Here is an 18,761-nt window from a genome sequence, read left to right on the forward strand (position 1 = left end):
CGTGCTGGTGGTTTGGTTGCCGCTGCTGCGGCGGGAGGTGCTGCCGAAGAACCGTTACGGTCCCGTGGCAACCCGAAGAACTTTACGGATCCCGTAGGGGGCTGTCAAGCACGCCTGTCAAGATCTTTAATCCAGGTCGCTGAGCCGACCGCCGGCGTCCGGCTGCGCGTGCTCCACCCTGCGCAGGAGGCGGGTGAGTACCTCGCCGAGCGCGGTGCGGTCGTCGGCGGAGAGGTCCTGGAGCAGGTCCTCCTCGAAGACCGTGGCGAGGCGCATCGCCTCCAGCCACTTCTCGCGCCCGTCCGCGGTGATCGCCACGATGACGCGGACCCGGTTGTTCTCGTCGCGCTCCCGGGTGACCAGCCCCTCCGTCACCATGCGGTCGATGCGGTGGGTCATCGCGGCGGGGGTGAGGCCGAGGCGCTTGGCCAGGTCGCCGGGGCCGAGGCGGTAGGGGGCACCGGAGAGGACGAGGGCCTTGAGCACCTCCCAGTCCGTGTTGCTGATGCCCAGCTCGGCGGTCTGCCGCCCGTACGCGACGTTCATACGGCGGTTGAGACGGGAGAGCGCCGAGACGATCTTCTCGACCTGGGGGTCGAGGTCCTGGAACTCGCGCTGGTAGGCGGCGATCTGCTCTTCGAGTGTCGGCTCGCCGGCGCCGGAGGTGTCGCCCATGGCCGCAGTATGGCACGCAGCTCCTTTGCTTTGAAGTCCTTCGCTATGTACTCTTTACCTTCGAACTTTAGCTTCTAAGTCTTCAGCCTTCAGCTCTGACGGCTGCAGCGATCGATCCCGAGAGATCAAGAGAGGGTGAACGTGACCAGGGCAATGGGCGCGGCGATGCGCCGGATCCACGTGGGCAACGCACTCAGCGCGTTCGGACTCGGCTTCACGGTCCCCTACCTGTACGTCTATGTGGCGCAGGTACGGGGACTGGGTTCTGTCACGGCGGGCCTCGTGCTCGCCGTCTTCGCCGTGGCCGCGCTGACCGTGCTGCCGTTCGCCGGACGGGCCATCGTCCGGCGCGGACCGCTGCCGGTACTGCTGCTCGCCCTGGTCACCGCCGCGCTCGGCGCCATGAGTCTCGGACTGTCCGCCTCGGCGGGCACGGTGCTGTTCTCCGCCGCCGCACTGGGCGCGGGGCAGGCCGTGATGCAGCCGGCGCTCGCGACGATGATCGTGGACTGCTCCACGACCGAGACCCGGTCGCGGGCGTTCGCCATGCAGTTCTTCCTGCAGAACCTGGGGCTCGGCGTCGGCGGGCTCATCGGTGGTCACCTGGTCGACACCACGAGCCCCTCGTCCTTCACGCTGCTGTTCGCCATCGAGGCGGCGATGTTCCTCGTGCTGGTCGCCGTCATGGCGACGGTGCGGGCGCCGCGCGCGCCACGGATCGAGGAGGCGCCGGGGCAGACCGGCGGCGGAAGCTGGAAGCAGCTGCTCGGCAACCGGGCCATGGTGCAGCTGTGCGTGCTGGGCTTCGTGCTGTTCTTCGCCTGCTACGGGCAGTTCGAGTCGGGCCTGAGCGCGTACGGCGTTGAGGCGGCCGGGATCTCCACGTCCGCGCTGGGGACCGCGCTGGCCGCGAACACCCTGGTGATCGTGGTCGCGCAGTTCGCGGTGCTGAAGTTCGTGGAGCGGCGCAAGCGCTCGCGCGTCATCGCGGCCGTGGGGCTGATCTGGGCCGTGGCGTGGGCCGTGGCCGGGTACGCCGGGCTCGGGCACGGCAGCCAGACGATGGCGACGGCCGCGTTCATCTCGACGTACGCGCTGTTCGGGCTGGGTGAGTCGATGCTGTCGCCGACGCTGGCGCCGTTGGTGGCCGATCTGGCGCCGACGGGTCTCGCCGGGCAGTACAACTCGGCCTTCGCCCTGGTGAAGCAGCTCGCGCTGGCCATCGGTCCCGCGGTGGGCGGGCCGCTGGGGGCCTCGCTGCACGGGCCGTACATCGTGGCGTTCCTGCTGTTCTCGCTGGGCATCACGGTGCTGGCGGTACGCCTGGGGCGGCAGCTCACCGACGTACAGAACCAGCCGTCGCTCGCCAGGAGTCGGGTGATCACGCAGGGCGGGGCGCCGGCCGACGCGGTGGCGGTCGCGGAGGCGTGAGACGGGCCGGGGCAGGGGCGGGGGTCTCCCGCCCTCCCCGGCTCACGGCTTCTGCAGGACGAACTCGCACCACACGGCCTTCCCGCCGCCGGGCGTGCGCCGGGAGCCCCAGTTGGAGGCGATCGTCGCGACGATGGCGATGCCCCGGCCGGACTCGTCGCCCGGCTCGGCGCGGCGGCGTCTGGGCAGGTGGTCGTCGCCGTCGGTCACCTCGATGATCAGGCGGCGGTCGGTACGGCGCAGCCGCAGCCGCATCGGGGGCGTGCCGTGCTGGAGGGAGTTGGCGACGAGTTCGCTGGTGGCCAGGACGCCCAGGTCGTGCAGGTCGGTGGGGAAGCGCCAGCTGGTGAGGACGCCGGAGGCGAAGGCACGCGCGCGTGGGGCCGCTTCCACGCCGCCGAGCAGTTCCAGGGCGGCGTTGCGGAACCGCTCGGCCTCGGCACCCTTGCGCGCGGGGTGCTGGAGGACGAGGACGGCGACGTCGTCGTCGTGGTCCGGGGTGACGCCCGCCGAGCGGACCAGGCGGTCGCAGATCACCTGGGGGCTGCCGGTGGCGCCGGACAGGGCGCGCTCCAGGGCGGCGATGCCCTCGTCGAGGTCCTCGTCGCGGCGTTCGACCAGGCCGTCGGTGTAGAGGACGGCCGTGGAACCGGGGGGCAGGCCGATCGAGCCGGAGGCGTGGATCCAGCCGCCGGTGCCGAGCGGGGGGCCGGTGGGTTCGTCGGCGCGACCCACCGTGCCGTTCTCGTCGCGGACCAGGATGGGGAGGTGGCCGGCGGACGCGTAGACCAGCCGGCCCTCGTTGGGGTCGTGGATGGCGTAGACGCAGGTGGCGATCTGGTTGGCGTCGATCTCGGTGGCGAGGCCGTCGAGGAGCTGGAGCACCTCGTGCGGGGGCAGGTCGAGGCGCGCGTAGGCCCTGACCGCCGTCCGGAGCTGGCCCATGACGGCCGCCGCGCGGACGCCTCGGCCCATGACGTCGCCGATGACCAGGGCGGTGCGGCCGCCGCCGAGGGTGATCACGTCGTACCAGTCGCCGCCGACCGCGGCCTCGGTGCCGCCGGGGTGGTAGGTGGCGGCGACGCGCAGGTCGTCGGGTTCCTCCAGCTCCTGCGGGAGCAGGGAGCGCTGGAGGGTGACGGCGGTCTCGCGCTGGCTGCGTTCGCTCGCGCGCAGGCGGCCCGCGGCCTCGGCGTGGTCGGTGACGTCGGTGGCGAAGACGAGGACGCCGCGGTCGTCGCCGTTGTGGCCCTCGGTGACCGGGGTGCAGGTGAAGGTGTAGGAGCGGCCGTCCGGGCCCTTGCGGGACTTGAGGGTGCGGGGCCGGCCGCTGCGCTGGACCTGGTCCAGGAGCGGGAAGAGGCCCGGCTCGTCCAGTTCGGGGAGTGCCTCGCGGGCCCGGGCGCCGAGGTCGCGCGTGCCGAAGGCGGCGACATAGGCGTCGTTGACGTAGGCGAGGCGGTGTTCGGGGCCGTGGACGAGGGCGACGAGGGCCGGGACGCGGTCGAGGACGTCGCGCACGGGCAGTTCGTCGACGCTGGGGACCGGGGGGACGGGCGGGGCCTCGTCGGTCAGCTGCTCGGCGCGGGCGGCGGGTACGGAGCTGTCTCCCCGTCGGTCCGGGGAGACCGGCGTGTCGGTCGGCGCCGCGGTGCGACGCTGTGTTCCGGGGAGTCGGGCGCTCCAGCGCGTGAAGTTCACGAATCCTTGCCTCGTGTCGTTGTCGGCGGCCGGGGACCGGGACGGGCCGGGGGCGGCCCGGGCCCCGGGGGCCGCGCTGGGGCGAGCGGCGGCACGCCCGCGGTGATGGACCAGTCTGGCAGGGTGCCCGCCTGGCCGACATCCGTCAGACGCCCCAGTGACCGGAGGAGTTCCTGAGTCCGGTCAGGACGACCCCTTCGGGTTGCGCGGTGGCTCCTGAGAAGGCTTTCCACCGGCCGCGAGTTCGAACTCCGCCCGCGGATGTTCGAGTGAGCCCAGGGAGACGATCTCCCGTTTGAAGAGTCCGGCGATCACCCATTCGGCCAGCACGCGCGCCTTGCGGTTGACGGTGGGGACCCGGCTGAGGTGGTAGGCGCGGTGCATGAACCACGCGGGGTAGCCCTTCAGCTTGCGCCCGTAGACCTGCGCGACCCCCTTGTGGAAGCCGAGGGAGGCGACCGAACCGGCGTACTTGTGCGCGTACGTGTCGAGGGGCTCGCCGCGCAGGGCGTGGGTGACGTTGTCGCCGAGGACCCTGGCCTGTCGGACGGCGTGCTGGGCGTTGGGGGCGCATTCCCGGCCCGGCTCGCGCGCGGTGACGTCGGGGACGGCGGCGGCGTCTCCGGCCGCCCACGCGTGCGTGGTGCCGTCGATCGACAGGTGGGCGGTGCAGGTGAGCCGGCCGCGGTCGTTGAGGGGCAGGTCGGTGGCGACGAGGAGCGGGTGCGGTTTGACGCCGGCCGTCCAGACGACCGTACGGGTGGGGAAGCGGGAGCCGTCGCTGAGGACGGCGACGCGGTCGGCGCAGGACTCCAGGCGGGTCTCCAGGCGTACGTCGATGTTGCGGCGGCGCAGCTCGGTGACCGTGTAGCGGCCCAGTTCCTCGCCGACCTCGGGCAGGATGCGGCCCGACGCCTCGACGAGGATCCACTTCATGTCCTCGGCGGTGACGTTGTGGTAGTACCGCGCGGCGTAGCGGGCCATGTCCTCCAGTTCGCCGAGGGCCTCGACGCCCGCGTAGCCGCCGCCGACGAAGACGAAGGTGAGGGCGGCGTCGCGGATGGCGGGATCGCGGGTGGAGGAGGCGATGTCCAGCTGTTCGAGGACGTGGTTGCGCAGGCCGATGGCCTCCTCGACGGTCTTGAAGCCGACACCGTGGTCGGCGAGGCCGGGGACGGGCAGGGTGCGCGAGACGGAGCCGGGCGCGAGGACGAGTTCGTCGTACGCCACCCTGCGGGCGCCCGTCTTCTCCTCGTCCGTCGCGAGGGTGGTGATGGTGGCGGTGCGGGTCGTGTGGTCGATGGTCCGCGCCTCACCGACGACGACGTCGCACCGGTCGAGGACGCGACGCAGGGGTACGACGACATGCCGCGGGGAGATGGAGCCGGCCGCCGCCTCGGGGAGGAACGGTTGATACGTCATATAGGGGTCGGGGGTGACGACCGTGATCTCCGCCTCGCCCCGTCGGAGTTCGCCCTTGAGGTTCCGCTGCAGCCGCAGGGCCGTGTACATCCCGACGTAGCCACCGCCGACAACGAGAATGCGCGCACGTTCCTTCACCATCCCATGACGCACCCGGCGCTTCCGTTTGTCCACAGGCCCGGCAATTTGTGTGACCGGAGATCGCGAAGTCGCCGCGACGGCCCGGTCCCCGTGGGGCGGCGTGCTTACGCAGGTTAGCGGGGGTGGGTGGGGGTGCGGCGGGCGGCATGTCCGGGTCTTGTGCGGTCCGTGCTCCGACCGGGCGGTGCTCCGTACGGAACGTGCCTCTTCTGAATTGACCCCCGCTCAACTATGTTCTATCCGACGGGGTGTAGGGGGATGCGCTCATCGGTCCGCGACGGGCGGGCCGCAGAACCGGGCGTGTTCCACGCACTCCGGCTTTCGATGGCGGGGAGAGTCTCCGGGGGGAGACGTCATTACCGGGGGATTTCTATGCATGTTCAGGACTCTCATTGGTCGTCCGCGTCGGCTGTCGCGCCCGGTGGCGCGATGAGTGCGGCGACGGGCGGCGGACGCGGTGACGCGGCTCGGAGCGCGCCGCTGCGCGTGGACGCCCAGCGCAATCTGGAGCACGTGCTGCGCGCGGCGCGCGAAGTCTTCGGCGAGCTGGGTTACGGAGCGCCGATGGAGGACGTGGCGCGGCGCGCGCGGGTCGGTGTCGGCACGGTCTACCGGCGTTTTCCGAGCAAGGACGTCCTGGTGCGCCGGATAGCCGAGGAGGAGACGGCACGGCTGACGGACCAGGCCCGGACGGCGCTCGGTCAGGAGGACGAGCCGTGGTCGGCGCTGTCCCGGTTCCTGCGGACGTCGGTGGCCTCGGGCGCCGGCCGGCTGCTTCCGCCGCAGGTGCTGCGGGTCGGAGTGCCGGACGAAGACGCCGGTCGCGCCGGCCGCGCCGACAGTGCTCCGGCCGGTGATCCGCGGGTGCCGCAGCAGCGGATGCAGCCGGGTCCCGGAGAGCTGCGGCTGGTCTCCGAGGAGGCCGGGACGACCGGCGCGGTGATCGGCGGGCCCGGCCCCGTGGCGGGCGACGACGGGGCGGCGGCGCTGCTGGAGGTCGTGGGCCGGCTCGTGGAACGCGCACGGACTGCGGGTGAGCTGCGGGCGGACGTGTCGGTGTCGGACGTACTGCTGGTGATAGCCACGGCGGCGCCGTCACTGCCGGACCCGGCACAGCAGGCTGCGGCGTCGACCCGGCTGCTGGACATCCTGCTGGAGGGGCTGCGCTCGCGGCCCGCGTAGACGAACCGGTACGGGCGAGAACCGGAGCGACACGGGCCGACGCGACACGTGTGGGAGCGAGGCCGACCGGTGCCGGACGGACCGAAGCGACGTCGGCCGGTACGAGACGCGCCCGGGGGGCCGGGCCGGTCGGTGCGAGACGGGCCAGAGCGAGGTCGGCCGGTCGGTACGAGACGGGCCGGTGGGAACCTGGCCAGTCGGGTACGAGACGCGCCGGTGGGAACCTGACCGGTCGGTGCGAGACGCGCCGGATCGAGGCGGGCCAGCCGGAACGGGACGAGACGAGCCGGAGCGGGACCGGAACGGGGCCAGATGAGCCAGAGCCGGACAGGACCGGAGCGGGGCGAGACGCGCCGGAGCCGGACGGGACCGGAGGGAACCGGCGGCGCGTCGCGGGGCCCGATTCTTCTTCCCCGAACAGCTGAGCGTTATTACCGCGGTACGGCAAGTCCCCACGGATGAGTGACCGTCCGCACTGAGGGGGCCTGAACAAAAGCCAATATGGCACGCTGACCCGGTGTTCGGACTGGCTGGGCAGGTGGCGGGGGCTTTCCGCGATGGGTGTTGACGGGCAGGGCGGGTCACTCGACGACGGCGAGGCCGGTCCCGACGGCATGGGCGTGGACCCCGACGGCATGGGCGTGGTCCCCGGCGGCAGTCGGCCCGTCGGCGACCGGGCCGGAGACGTCCAGGACCACGGCTCCCAGGCCGGCGACCCGCCGCAGGTGCCGGGCCAGGGCGGACCGGGCCGGCTCCGGGCCGACGGCGGTGCCGCGCAGGGCGCCCGGCCGGCCGAGGGCGAAGACCGTGGCGGCTCCGCCGGGGACGGCGGCCGTGCGGGCCCCGGCGTACCCGCCCAGCGCGAACTGCACGAGGACAGTGTCCTGCCGCCGCCCCGCGAGCTTCCGGCGCCCGACGCGGAGCTGATCGCGCGGATGCGCTCGGGCGACGACACGGCGTACGAGGAGCTGTACCGGCGCCACGCGGACGCGGTGCGCCGGTACGCGCGCACCTGCTGCCGTGACGCCCACACCGCGGACGACCTCACCGCCGAGGTGTTCGCCCGCATGCTCCAGGCGGTGCGCGGCGGTTCGGGCCCCGAGCACGCCGTACGCGCCTACCTGCTCACCGCGGTCAGGCGGGTCGCCGCCGGTTGGACCCGGTCGGCGGGGCGGGAGCAACTGGTCGAGGACTTCGCGGTGTTCGCCGCACAGGCCGCGCACACCGTCAAGGTGCCGGACGACGACACCCTGGAGCTGGGCGCCGACGTGCGCGCCATGCACGAGGCCGAGCAGTCGATGGCCATGCGGGCCTTCCGTTCGCTGCCGGAGCGGTGGCAGGCCGTGCTGTGGCACACCGAGGTCGAGGACGAGTCGCCGAGCGAGGTGGCCGTGCTCTTCGGGCTGGACGCCAACGGCACCCGGGTCCTGGCCAGCCGCGCCCGCGAGGGCCTGAAGCAGGCCTACCTCCAGGCCCACGTCAGCGACGCCCTCGCCACCGACGAGGAGTGCGCCCGCTACGCCGACCAGCTCGGCACGTACGCGCGCGGAAGGCTGCGCGTCCGGGCCGAACGCGGCCTGCGCAAGCACCTGGAGGAGTGCGCCAGGTGCCGGCTGGCGGCCACGCAGATCGAGGAGGTCGCCGGCGGCATCCCCGCGGTGGTGCCGGTCGCCGTCATCGGATGGTTCGGTGTCGCCGGGTACGCGAAGGCGGCGGGCCTGATCGCCGGGGGCGCGGGCGCCGGTGCGGCGGCCGCGGCGGGCGCCGGTACGTCCGGTGGAGCGGGCGCCGGGAGCGGCGCGGCGGCCTCCGAGGGGCTCGGCGCCCCGGTGAAGGCCGGGATCGCCGCCGGTGTCGTGGCGGTGGCCGCGGCGGCGGCACTGGCCCTGGCGCTCGCGGGCAACGACGCCCCGGGCAAGGAACCGCCGAAGGCCGCCCCGCCCGCCTCGTCACCGGTGGCGCAGCCCGCCCCGGACACCCCCACCCCTCGGCCCGGCCACCCCGCCCGCTCACCCCGGCGCCGCCCCCGAGCCGACCCCGCCCCGGGCCCCGACGCCCCCACCCGAGCCGCCCCCCACACCCACCCCGAAGCCGAAGCCGACACCCACCCCTTCCCCGCCCGCGCCCACACCCCCGCACCCACGCCGACCCCCACCCCGCCCCCGCCGCCCGTCCCGGCCGTCTACCAGTGGAGTGAGCTGGCGTACGACATCGGCGGCGACGGCACCGGCCCCGAGATGCGGCTGGCCGAGAGCAGCTGGGTCTGGCAGCGCTCCGCCCTTTCGGTCGCCGACGTGCGGTACGCGCACGGCGTCACCGTCAACGCACGCTCCTCGGTCACCATCGACCTCAACCGGGCCTGCTCGTCCTACGAGGCGCTGGCCGGCGTCGACGACCTGACGCTGAAGCTGGGCAAGGTCCGCTTCGCGGTGTACGCGGACGGGGTCCGGCTGTGGAACTCGGGGACGGTCAAGGGCGGGGACCCGGCGGTGCCCGTCCGTGTGGACATCTCGGGGCGCGAGACCCTGCGGCTGGTGACCGAGCCGCACGGCCCCTTCGACTCGGCGGCGCTCGCGGACTGGGCGCGGTCGCGCTTCACCTGCGCATAGGTGCCCGCGGTACCGGTACCGGTTCCGGCAGCCCACCGCGCCGCACCGCCTCGTCCAGCTCGTCCACCACGTCCCCGGGCGTGAGGACGGCGCCCCCGGCCAGCGCGTCGGCGTAACGCTCACCGCCGAGGGCGGCGCGGGCGACGGCGTCCGCGCGTTCGGCGTGGGCGCGGTCGGGCATGGGCCGCGGACGGTCACCGCGCCAGTGGCCGGTGGCGCCGAGCAGCCGTACCGCGCGGGCGTGGTCGCCGAGGTCGCACAGCAGACCCGCCGCGCTGTCCACCAGGGTCGCGACGACCAGCTCGGCGCACCGCTCCTCGACGGCCGTGCGGACGGTGCCGACGAGCAGCGGCAGGGCCGAACGCGGCCCCGACTCGCCCGCTGTCACGAGGGCGTCCACGAGCCCCAGCATCGCCAGGAACTGCGGTGGGGGCGTGCCCCGCGCACACTGCTCGCAGGCCGCCTCCCACAGGGCGCGCGCCCGCGTGAACTCCTCGTCCTGCACCGCGAGCCCGGCGCGCAGCATCAGGACGAAGGCCTTGGAGTCCACCACGCCGTACTGCTCGGCGGCGGCGCCGGCCTCGTCGAGGACGGCCAGTGCGGTGCCGCGGTCCCCCTCGCGGCAGGCGATCTCGGCGAGCCGGGCGATGAGGAACGGCGACTCGGCGAACGCGCCCACCTCCTCGGCGAACCGCAGGGCCTCCTGGTACTCGGCCCTGGCCTCCTCGTAGTGTCCGCGCACCATGGCGGCCTCGCCGAAGGCGCTGCACACCTGGGCCTCCACGAGGCGGTCGCCGACACGGCGGCTGAGCAGGCGCAGCTCCGCCAGGTCGTCGTCGACGTCGGCCGGGGCGCCGGAGACGTCGACCACGGCGTGGATACGGAACATGAGGCTGGCGGCGACCTCCCACTCGCCGCCGAACGTGCGGCAGTTGGCGACGGACGCGTCCATGGCCCGCCGGACGTCGCCGGTCTCGTCGAGGAAGAACTCGGTCAGCGGCCAGATGAGGCCGGGAATGCGGGCCGCTTCGGGGCCGCCTGCCGCGAAGTGGTCCCGCACCAGCCGGACGTACCGGCGCATGCGCTCGTCCAGCGCTCCCTCCCCCGGCCCGGTCTCGAAGGTGAGGAGGATGTGCATCATCCGCACCCGCATGCGCAGGGAGTGCAGTGGGTGCGCGGCCTCTTCCTCTCCGACGGCCAGGAAGACGTCGACGGCGTCGGCGGCGGCGGTGCGGCGGGCGAGGACCTCCGCCGACGGCGCTGGCGCGGCCTCCGTGTCCAGGGCGGCGCCCAGGCGCAGGACGCGATCGAGCCATCTGACGCCCTCGTGGCGGTAGTTGCGGAGCCACCAGAACCAGCCCATGGCGAGGGCGACGGCGGCGGCGTCCTCCTCGTCGCCCGCGGCGAGGGAGCGGTCGAGGGCCGCGCGGATGTTGTCGTGATCGATCTCCAGGCGGGCTATGTAGGGCAGTTGACCGGACGAGCGCAGTCGTGGTTCGGCCTCCTCGGCCAGCGCGCGCGCCCACGCGCGGTGGGCCCGCTCGGCGGCGGCGCGCAGTTCGGGGACCTCGGCGGCGCGTTCGTCGGCGTACTCGTGGATCGTTTCCAGCATGCGGTAGCGCATGCCGGTGCCCCGGGTGCCGGGGTCGGCGACGACCAGGGACTTGTCGACGAGTGCGCCGACGAGGTCCGCGGCGGGCCCGGAGCACACGGCCTCCGCCGCCTCCAGGTCCCAGCCGCCCGCGAAGACGGACAGCTCGCACAGCGTCGTGCGTTCCGCGTCGTCGAGGAGGTCCCAGGACCAGTCGACGACCGCGCGCAGCGTCTGCTGACGGGGCAGGGCGGTGCGGCTGCCGGAGGTGAGCAGCCGGAAGCGGTCGTCGAGCCGGTCGGCGATCTCGCGTGGGGTGAGCAGCCGCAGCCGGGCGGCCGCCAGTTCGATGGCCAGCGGCAGCCCGTCGAGGCGTCGGCAGATTTCGGCGACGGCCTCCTCGTCACGCGGTACGGCGGCCGCGTCGGGGCGTACGGCGCTCGCGCGGGCGGTGAAGAGGCGGTGCGCCTGGTCGGGGGTGAGCGGCTCGACCGGCCGGACCGACTCGCCGGGGACGCCGAGGGGTTCGCGGCTGGTGGCGAGGACGGTCAGACCCGGGCAGCGGGTCAGCAGGGTCTCGGCGAGCCGGGCCGCGGCGGCGATGACGTGTTCGCAGTTGTCAAGGATCAGGAGTTGGCTGTGTGCGGCGCAGTACTCGACGAGCAGGGCGACGGGGTCGTCCTGGACGGTCGGCCGGTCACCGGTCATCAGCACGGTCTCGCGCAGCCCGAGGGCGTTGACGACCGCGCCGGGCACCGCCTCCGGCCGGTCCAGCGGGGCGAGCTCGACCAGCCACGCCTGAGGGAGCCCGGCGGCGGCCTCCTCCGCGAGACGGGTCTTTCCGGAGCCGCCCGGTCCGGTGAGGGTGACGAGTCGGGCCCTGTGCAATTCGGAACGGATGGCGTCGAGTTCGGGTTCCCGTCCCACGAAGGAGGTAAGCCGGGGACGGAGGTTGCCCCGCCGTTCGCCAGCCGGGGCCCGTTGGGTTACCGGGGTGTGCCGTTCCGCGTCCTGCGCGCCGAGCAGTTCGGCGTGCAGGACGCGCAGGTGCCGGCCGGGTTCGGTGCCGAGGCCTTCGGCGAGGGCGCGGCGGAGGCCCTCGTAGGCGTCCAGGGCGTCGGCGTCGCGGCCGGTGGCGCGCAGGGCGCGGATGAGGAGGGCGTGGAGCGGTTCGTCGTACGGGTGATCGGCGGTCAGTTCGCGCAGCCGCGGTACGGCGTCGTGGGCGTCGCCGAGGCGCAGTCCGGCCTCGATACGGGCGCGGGTCGCCTCCAGGCGCAGGGCCTCGGGCCGGGCGGCATGCCCGGGGAGGTCGGCGAGGGCGGGGCCGCGCCAGAGCGTGAGCGCCTCGTCCAGGTGCCGGACGGCGGTCGCGGCGTCGCCCTGTTCGAGGGCGGCGGTGCCCTGCCGTACGAGGCCCTCGAACACGTACAGGTCCACGTCGTCGCGGGTCGCCTCCAGCCGGTAGCCGCCGGGCGCCGATGCCACGGCGTCCTTGCCGACGGTACGACGGAGCCGGCCGACCAGTGCCTGGAGGGCGGCGGGGGCGTCCTGGGGCGGCGCGTCCGCCCAGACCTCGTCGATCAGGGTGGCGGGCGTGACGACGCGGCCGGGGCGCAGGGCGAGGGCGGCGAGCAGCGCGCGCAGGCGGGCGCCGCCGGGGCTTACGACGGTGCCGTGGTCCTCCGTCTGGGCGATGCCCAGGATTCTGTACCGCACGGGGACATTGTCTCCGGGCCGGTCCGGGGCCGGCACCCGGCGTGGCTCGCGGGTGCCCGGCGTTGCCCCGTGCCCCGGCGCGAGCCCGGTCAGTGATCCGGCGCTCGGCGGCACCCGGCGTTGCTGGGGCGGGGCTCGCGGGACCCGGCGCTACCGGGGTGCCGCCGCGCCCACCCGTGCCGCCCCAGCGGCACGACTGCCCGCAGTGGGGAAGGCGCTACCCGCACCCCCACCACCCGCACAACCGCCGCAGGCACCCCGCGCCACCGACCAAGCACAGCCCGCCGCAGGCCCACCACCCGTCAGACCCGCCGCACCACGGCCCCCGCTCCCCCCAGCGCCCCCCGCTGCGGCGCGATTCCCGCCGGTACCGCGCGTTGGCGGGCCGGGGTGCCGGTCCAGCAGGTGCCGCGGCGGGCCAGCAGGCGGCGGAGCCACAGTTCCAGCGAGACCAGGTCGGCCAGCCCGTCCAGCGGCAGCGGCTCACCCGCGGCGGCCGAGCGCAGCGCCTTGCGCACGACCCGCGCCTCTACGAGCCCCGCCTCCGCGAGCAGCGGCGTGTCGAACAGCCCCAGCAGGGAGTCCGCGGAGGCGCGCAGTCCCGTCCGGGCGGCGGAGGCCGCCAGCGACTGGGTGGGCGCCCCCACCCGCTCGGCAGTTCGCTCACCCCCGCCCCCTCCAGCACCGTCCGCAGGATCGCCGCCCGCGCCCCCGGCCGCACCCGCAACGCCTCCGGCAGCGCCCGGCAGGCGCGGACGACCTGGTTGTCGAGGAACGGCGTGTGCAGCCGCTGGAAGCGGATCTCCGCGGCCTGCTCCAGCACCCGCACGTCCGCGGCCTGCCGCGCCAGCGCCGCACGCGCGCGGTAGTCCCCCGGACGCTGCCCGGGGCCCACCCCCGACCGCTGGGAGGACGTCTGAAGGCGAACCGATACTTCAGCCAGCGCCTCTCCGGTCAGCCACCGCGCCGCGGGCCCGGCCCCGGCCCAGGTCAGCGCGGCGAGCGAGGCGTCCATCGCCCCGTCGCCGAGCGCGTCGAAGCGTCTGCGCAGCAACCGCTCGGAGAGGACCTCGAGCCCGCTGCGGTAGGGCGTGCGCGCCAGCCGCCTCGCGGCCGCGTACACGCGCGCGGGGACCAGTACCGACCCGTCGGCCTTGGCCAGCGCGGCGACCGGCCGTACGAGATGGCGCCGTTTGCGGTCCATCAGCAGGTCGGCCAGCCGCGCCGGGTGGGCGTCGAGGACCTGCCGCGCCCCGTATCCGGTGAAGTGGTCCGCGCTGCCCGCGGCCAGCCGCGCCCGGTGCCGTGCGGCGGCGACCAGGACGGAGCCGGGTTCGTCGGTCAGCGGCCCGTCCAGCGCGGCGTACGGCAGCATGTCCTCGCCGCCGGTGACGACCACGTGGTGCAGCCGGGGGTTGGCCGCGAGCGAACCCGCCCGCGCCAGCTCGGACTCCTGCCCGTCGACGGCGAGGTCGTTGAAGGTGACGGCCAGCAGCCGCTCCCCCGCCCCGGTGCCGTGCCCGAGCACGGTCCCCGGCATTCCCGGCAGCCCGGCCGCCAGCAGCGCCAGCGTGCCCGAGGCCGGGCCGCCGGACAGGTCGGCCCCGATCCCCGGCACCGGCATCCCGCGCGCCGCACGGCGTTCCGCGGGCCCCATGCCCGGAACCGGCCCGGGGTCGATGCCGTCCCCGGGGACGTGCCGGGGCGCGGCGAGCCGGGTACGCACCGCCTCCACCAGGGCGTCCCGTACGCCGTCCACCGCACGGTCGGGGTCGGCAGCGGGCGCCGCGACGGCGAGCGAGGCCACCGGCTCGTACCCGGCGATCTCGCGCGCCCCGGCGCGCAGGATCAGCGCATGCCCCGGCGGAACGCGCTTCACGCCGTCGTACGGGGTGGAGTCGTCCAGCGCGGCCGGCACGTCGGGCGCGGCGAGCAGTGCGGCGAGGTGGCCGAAGTCGAGGTTGGCCTCGACGAGGTCGGCCAGGGGAAGCGCGGCGGTCGCGTACGCGGTGCCGTCCGCCCAGGGGGTGTGGAACACCGGCCGCGCGCCCGCGAGATCGCCGCAGACGGTGATCCGCCGCCCGACCTGGACGACGGCCGTGTAGCTCCCGGGCCACGCCGTCAGGTGCCGGAGGGCGCCCCCGCGCGCGGCGAACAGCGCGACCCGCAGTTGCTCGTCGCTCGCGCCGCAGATGCCGAGGACGGCGATCCGTGTCTGCGGGTCGGCGCTGACGACGCGCACCTCGTCGGGGCGCCAGTCGCCGACCGCCCACAGGGGGTCGGGGTCTCCCCACAACGGCTGGGCGCCCACGGGCTGCACGGTCTCGCCGTCGTAGCCGGTGGCACCCGCGGAACCGGCCGCTCCGGCGATCCCGGCTGCTCCCACGGCGGCGCTGCTCCACCCCACCAACCACCGCATCGACGCCTCCACAGGCTGGGGACAACCAGTGCACCGTACGAACTGGTTCCCCATGCTGCCATGAAGGGCACGCCACAGAGCGTCGGCGGAGCCGCGTGTGCTCCCATGAGTGAGCGCTCGCGGAAACTCACGCGGGAGCGCCAACCCCCTCTGTGCCGCCCGCCGGAGTCCTCTCCGACGGGCGTGAAGACGACGCGAATGCGCCCCCGCAACGCGCCCCTTGGCTACCCAACGCGCCCTCAACTCCCGTGGTGAGAGCGGTTGTCCCCGGAATCACCGAGGGTGATTTTCAGCCAAATCGGCGCGACGCCCCCGCATTCGAACACGCTCCGTACAGGTTCTGCGCACCGTCCGTCTCCGTTCGGACGTCGTGCGGTCCGGGGAGCGGAGCCCGCCCCCCGGACCGGTCCGCCGCCCGCGGGGATGTAGGCGGCGGCGTCCCCCAGCCCACTGGATCCAGTACAGCGGGCCGACCCACGCATCGCCCATGGAACCGCTCCCCCGATGGCCGGAGAAGAGCGCACGGACGGGCGCACGGCCACACAACGGGAGCACGCGGCAACAGACCGTACATACACCGCACTTGAGTACGGACCACAATCCCGCCATCCGGAACAATGCCTCTTAACGCCTGGGATGCGGCGAACTACGCTGGGTTTACGAATGCCGCGTGGTTATGCCAGCGCGGCAGCCGTCTGTGTCGAGGGGTGGCGCATGTCCAGGGAGCAACGCGGGCCGAACGAAAAGCTCGGCGCCGTTCTCGCCCTCGCGGGAATCAGCAACGCAGGACTCGCCCGGCGCGTCAACGACCTCGGCGCCCAGCGCGGGTTGACGCTTCGCTACGACAAGACGTCGGTGGCGCGCTGGGTGTCGAAGGGGATGGTGCCCCAGGGGGCCGCACCGCACCTCATCGCCGCCGCCATCGGCCAGAAGCTCGGCCGTCCGGTGCCGCTCCACGAGATCGGCCTGGCGGACGCGGATCCCGCCCCCGAGGTGGGCCTCGCCTTCCCCCGTGACGTGGGCCAGGCGGTCAGGTCCGCCACCGAGCTGTACCGACTCGACCTCGCCGGCCGCCGGGCCGGGGGCGGCATCTGGCAGTCGCTCGCCGGGTCGTTCGCGGTGAGCGCGTACGCGACGCCCGCCTCGCGATGGCTGATAACCCCGGCCGACAGCTCGGTGGCACGCGACGTGAGCCCGGCCGAGGGCGCCGGCGCACCGCTCAAAGTCGGCCACAGTGATGTGCGCAAGCTGCGCGAGGCCGCCGAGGACGCCCGGCGCTGGGACTCCAAGTACGGCGGCGGCGACTGGCGTTCGTCGATGGTCCCGGAGTGCTTACGCGTCGAGGCGGCGCCCCTGCTCCTCGGTTCCTACTCCGACGAGGTCGGCCGCGCCCTGTTCGGCGCCTCGGCCGAGCTGACCCGGCTGGCCGGCTGGATGGCCTTCGACACCGGTCAGCAGGAGGCGGCCCAGCGGTACTACATCCAGGCACTGCGCCTGGCCCGCGCGGCGGCCGACGTCCCGCTGGGCGGCTACGTGCTCGCCTCCATGTCCCTCCAGGCGACCTACCGCGGCTTCGGCGACGAGGGCGTGGACCTGGCCCAGGCCGCCCTGGAGCGCAACCGCGGCCTGGCCACGGCCCGCACCATGAGCTTCTTCCGCCTGGTCGAGGCCCGTGCCCACGCGCGCGCGAACGACGCGGTGGCGGCCGGCGCCGCCCTGAAGGCCGCCGAGAGCTGGCTGGAGCGCGCCCGCCCCGGCGACAGCGACCCCACGTGGCTGGGTTTCTACTCCTACGACCGGTTCGCCGCCGACGCGGCCGAGTGCTACCGCGACCTGAAGGCACCACGCCAGGTCCGCCGCTTCACCGAGCAGGCCCTGTCGCAGCCGACGGAGGAGTTCGTACGCTCGCACGGCCTCAGACTCGTCGTCTCGGCGGTGGCCGAGCTGGAGTCGGGCAACCTGGACGCGGCCTGCGAGCAGGGCGTGCGCGCGGTCGAGGTGGCCGGCCGCATCTCCTCGGCCCGCACCACGGAGTACGTGAAGGACCTCCTGCACCGCCTGGAGCCGTACGGCGACGAGCCGCGGGTGGTGGAGCTGCGCGAGCGCGCCCGGCCGCTGCTGGTGACCCCGGCCTGATCCACCGAGCGCGCCGGGTTTGAGGCCGTTGTCAGTGGCGCAGTGCACTATCGGAGCCGGGAGGTGGAACACGTGCGGACCGAAAGCGTGCGCGGCGTCGCATACGACCGCGCCTACGACTGCGACGTGCTGGTGGTCGGCGGCGGGATCGTCGGCCTGTCGACGGCGTACGCGATCACGCGCGCCGCACCGGGCACCCGGGTCACCGTCCTGGAGAAGGAGCCGGGCCCGGCCCGCCACCAGACGGGCCGCAACAGCGGTGTCATCCACAGCGGCGTCTACTACCGGCCGGGTTCGCTGAAGGCGCGCTACGCGGTCCGGGGCGCCGCCGAGATGGTCAAGTTCTGCGCCGAGTACGGCATCGCCCACTCGGTCACCGGCAAGCTGATCGTCGCCACCGACCGCGCCGAGCTGCCCCGCCTGCACGCCCTGGTGCAGCGCGGCCGGGAGAACGGCATACCGGTGCGCGAGCTGGGCGCCGCCCAGATCCAGGAGTACGAGCCGCAGGTGCGCGGCCTGGCCGCCATACACGTCGGCACCACCGGCATCTGTGACTACGGGGCCGTGGCCCGGCAGCTCGCCCGCGCGTCCGGCGCGGAGATCCGCTACGGCGCCGAGGTGCACCGCGTCGACCGGCGCCCCGGCCTCGGGGTCGCCGTCCGCACCGGCGCCGGGGACGTGCTGCGGGCCCGCGTCCTGGTCAACTGCGGCGGGCTGCACTGCGACGAGATCGCCCGGCTGACCGGGGACGACCCCGGGATGCGGATCGTCCCCTTCCGGGGCGAGTACTACGAGCTGGCACGGCCCGAGCTGGTGCGGGGTCTGGTGTATCCGGTGCCGGACCCGGCGTTCCCCTTCCTCGGGGTGCACCTCACCCGCGGCATCGACGGGGGCGTCCACGTCGGGCCCAACGCGGTGCCGGCCCTGGCCCGCGAGGGCTACGGCTGGGGCGTGGTGCGCCCCCGCGAGCTGGGCGCGACCCTGGCCTGGCCGGGCTCGTGGCGGATAGCGCGCCGGCACTGGAGATACGGGGCGGGCGAGCTGCGGCGCTCGCTGTCCCGGGGCGCGTTCACTGCGGCGGTGCGCAGACTGCTGCCCGCCGTGACGGAGGGCGACCTGGTCCGCGCGCCGGCCGGTGTACGGGCGCAGGCGGTGCTGGCGGACGGGACGCTGGTGGACGACTTCCTGATCAAGGAGGGCGCCCACGCGGTGCACGTCCTGAACGCGCCGTCGCCCGCGGCGACCGCCTCCCTGCCCATCGGCCGCGAGGTGGGCCGCCGGGCGCTGGCGATGCTGGAGCGGGTCTAGGCCCGGTCTAGGACCGGTCCTGCCCCGGCGCGCTGCTGCCGTCGTAGGAGCCGAGCCCCTCGATCAGGGCGACGAGGGCCGGGTCCGCCGCGAAGCGCTCGGCGTGGATCCGCCGGATGAGGTCGCCCGTGGCGGGGTCCTCGTCGTCGGTCAGGTCGTGGGAGACCATGCGCTGCACCAGCGGCAGCCCGATCTCGTCGACCTGCCGGTGCAGCGGAGCGAGCATGTAGGCCCGGTAGGCGTCGATGTCCTTCATCGCGAACATCGCGCCGTAGTCGAAGTCGCCGCCCACGTCGCGCCCGACCGACCAGTACGCGACGGCGTCGATCTCGCGCCCCATCCTGCGGAGCATGCCAAGGGCCTCGTCGACCTTGTCCTGCGGAGCGTCGGGGCGCATGGCGAGACGGATCTGGTGATGGATCACAGC

General features: G+C 74.3%; 9 protein-coding genes and 2 pseudogenes. 5 read left to right on the plus strand and 6 right to left on the minus strand.

Features of this window, described 5'->3' with window-relative positions; genetic code table 11:
• Positions 1 to 126: 126 nt before the first annotated feature.
• Complete coding sequence (locus BJ961_RS34745) at positions 127 to 675, minus strand: MarR family winged helix-turn-helix transcriptional regulator (protein WP_271416732.1); 549 nt, start codon at positions 673 to 675, stop codon at positions 127 to 129.
• A gap of 153 nt (positions 676 to 828) precedes the next feature.
• Here BJ961_RS34745 and BJ961_RS34750 point away from each other — a divergent pair, with 153 nt between their 5' ends.
• Positions 829 to 2,106, plus strand: coding sequence for an MFS transporter (locus BJ961_RS34750; RefSeq protein WP_271417262.1), 1,278 nt, complete (start codon positions 829 to 831; stop codon positions 2,104 to 2,106).
• 42 nt (positions 2,107 to 2,148) lie between these two features.
• On the opposite strand, the gene BJ961_RS34755 is transcribed toward BJ961_RS34750, so the two are convergent.
• Together BJ961_RS34755 and BJ961_RS34760 are read right to left on the minus strand one after the other, a co-directional pair.
• On the minus strand, positions 2,149 to 3,807 hold the full coding sequence (locus BJ961_RS34755) for an ATP-binding SpoIIE family protein phosphatase (RefSeq protein WP_271416733.1): 1,659 nt from the start codon (positions 3,805 to 3,807) through the stop codon (positions 2,149 to 2,151).
• Between the two features lie 183 nt (positions 3,808 to 3,990).
• The gene (locus BJ961_RS34760; RefSeq protein WP_271416734.1) at positions 3,991 to 5,370 is read right to left on the minus strand and encodes an NAD(P)/FAD-dependent oxidoreductase; all 1,380 of its coding nucleotides are present in this window, start codon (positions 5,368 to 5,370) and stop codon (positions 3,991 to 3,993) included.
• A 372-nt stretch (positions 5,371 to 5,742) separates the two neighbouring features.
• Here BJ961_RS34760 and BJ961_RS34765 point away from each other — a divergent pair, with 372 nt between their 5' ends.
• A complete protein-coding gene (locus BJ961_RS34765) occupies positions 5,743 to 6,552 on the plus strand; it encodes a TetR/AcrR family transcriptional regulator (protein WP_271416735.1) in 810 nt (269 codons plus the stop codon).
• Positions 6,553 to 7,109: 557 nt separating this feature from the next.
• Positions 7,110 to 9,161, plus strand: a pseudogene (locus BJ961_RS34770) (sigma-70 family RNA polymerase sigma factor).
• Here the strand turns inward: BJ961_RS34770 and BJ961_RS34775 are convergent.
• Complete coding sequence (locus BJ961_RS34775) at positions 9,148 to 12,471, minus strand: BTAD domain-containing putative transcriptional regulator (RefSeq protein ID WP_271416736.1); 3,324 nt, start codon at positions 12,469 to 12,471, stop codon at positions 9,148 to 9,150. The pseudogene BJ961_RS34770 and the gene BJ961_RS34775 overlap by 14 nt on opposite strands.
• 302 nt (positions 12,472 to 12,773) lie before the next feature.
• Positions 12,774 to 14,890 (minus strand): annotated as a pseudogene (locus BJ961_RS34780) (asparagine synthase-related protein).
• 714 nt (positions 14,891 to 15,604) lie between these two features.
• Between BJ961_RS34780 and BJ961_RS34785 the strand changes: the two are divergent.
• Positions 15,605 to 17,026 carry an MFS transporter gene (locus BJ961_RS34785; RefSeq protein WP_271416737.1) on the plus strand — a complete coding sequence of 474 codons (1,422 nt, stop codon included), beginning with the start codon at positions 15,605 to 15,607 and terminating at the stop codon, positions 17,024 to 17,026.
• A 63-nt stretch (positions 17,027 to 17,089) separates the two neighbouring features.
• On the plus strand, positions 17,090 to 18,334 hold the full coding sequence (lhgO, locus tag BJ961_RS34790) for an L-2-hydroxyglutarate oxidase (protein WP_381158666.1): 1,245 nt from the start codon (positions 17,090 to 17,092) through the stop codon (positions 18,332 to 18,334).
• A 7-nt stretch (positions 18,335 to 18,341) separates the two neighbouring features.
• Here lhgO and BJ961_RS34795 read toward each other — a convergent pair whose 3' ends face one another.
• A complete protein-coding gene (locus tag BJ961_RS34795) occupies positions 18,342 to 18,758 on the minus strand; it encodes a Dabb family protein (protein WP_271416739.1) in 417 nt (138 codons plus the stop codon).
• Between the last annotated feature and the right edge of the window lie 3 nt (positions 18,759 to 18,761).

Source organism: Streptomyces lienomycini (assembly GCF_027947595.1).
In the GTDB taxonomy this organism is placed as follows: domain Bacteria; phylum Actinomycetota; class Actinomycetes; order Streptomycetales; family Streptomycetaceae; genus Streptomyces; species Streptomyces lienomycini.

Bases quoted from the DNA above. Each gene is read 5' to 3' on its own strand.
- BJ961_RS34745 (WP_271416732.1), bottom strand. From the start codon at position 675: ATGGGCGACACCTCCGGCGCCGGCGAGCCGACACTCGAAGAGCAGATC.
- BJ961_RS34750 (WP_271417262.1), top strand. From the start codon at position 829: ATGGGCGCGGCGATGCGCCGGATCCACGTGGGCAACGCACTCAGCGCG.
- BJ961_RS34760 (WP_271416734.1), bottom strand. From the start codon at position 5,370: ATGGTGAAGGAACGTGCGCGCATTCTCGTTGTCGGCGGTGGCTACGTC.
- BJ961_RS34765 (WP_271416735.1), top strand. From the start codon at position 5,743: ATGCATGTTCAGGACTCTCATTGGTCGTCCGCGTCGGCTGTCGCGCCC.
- BJ961_RS34785 (WP_271416737.1), top strand. From the start codon at position 15,605: ATGTCCAGGGAGCAACGCGGGCCGAACGAAAAGCTCGGCGCCGTTCTC.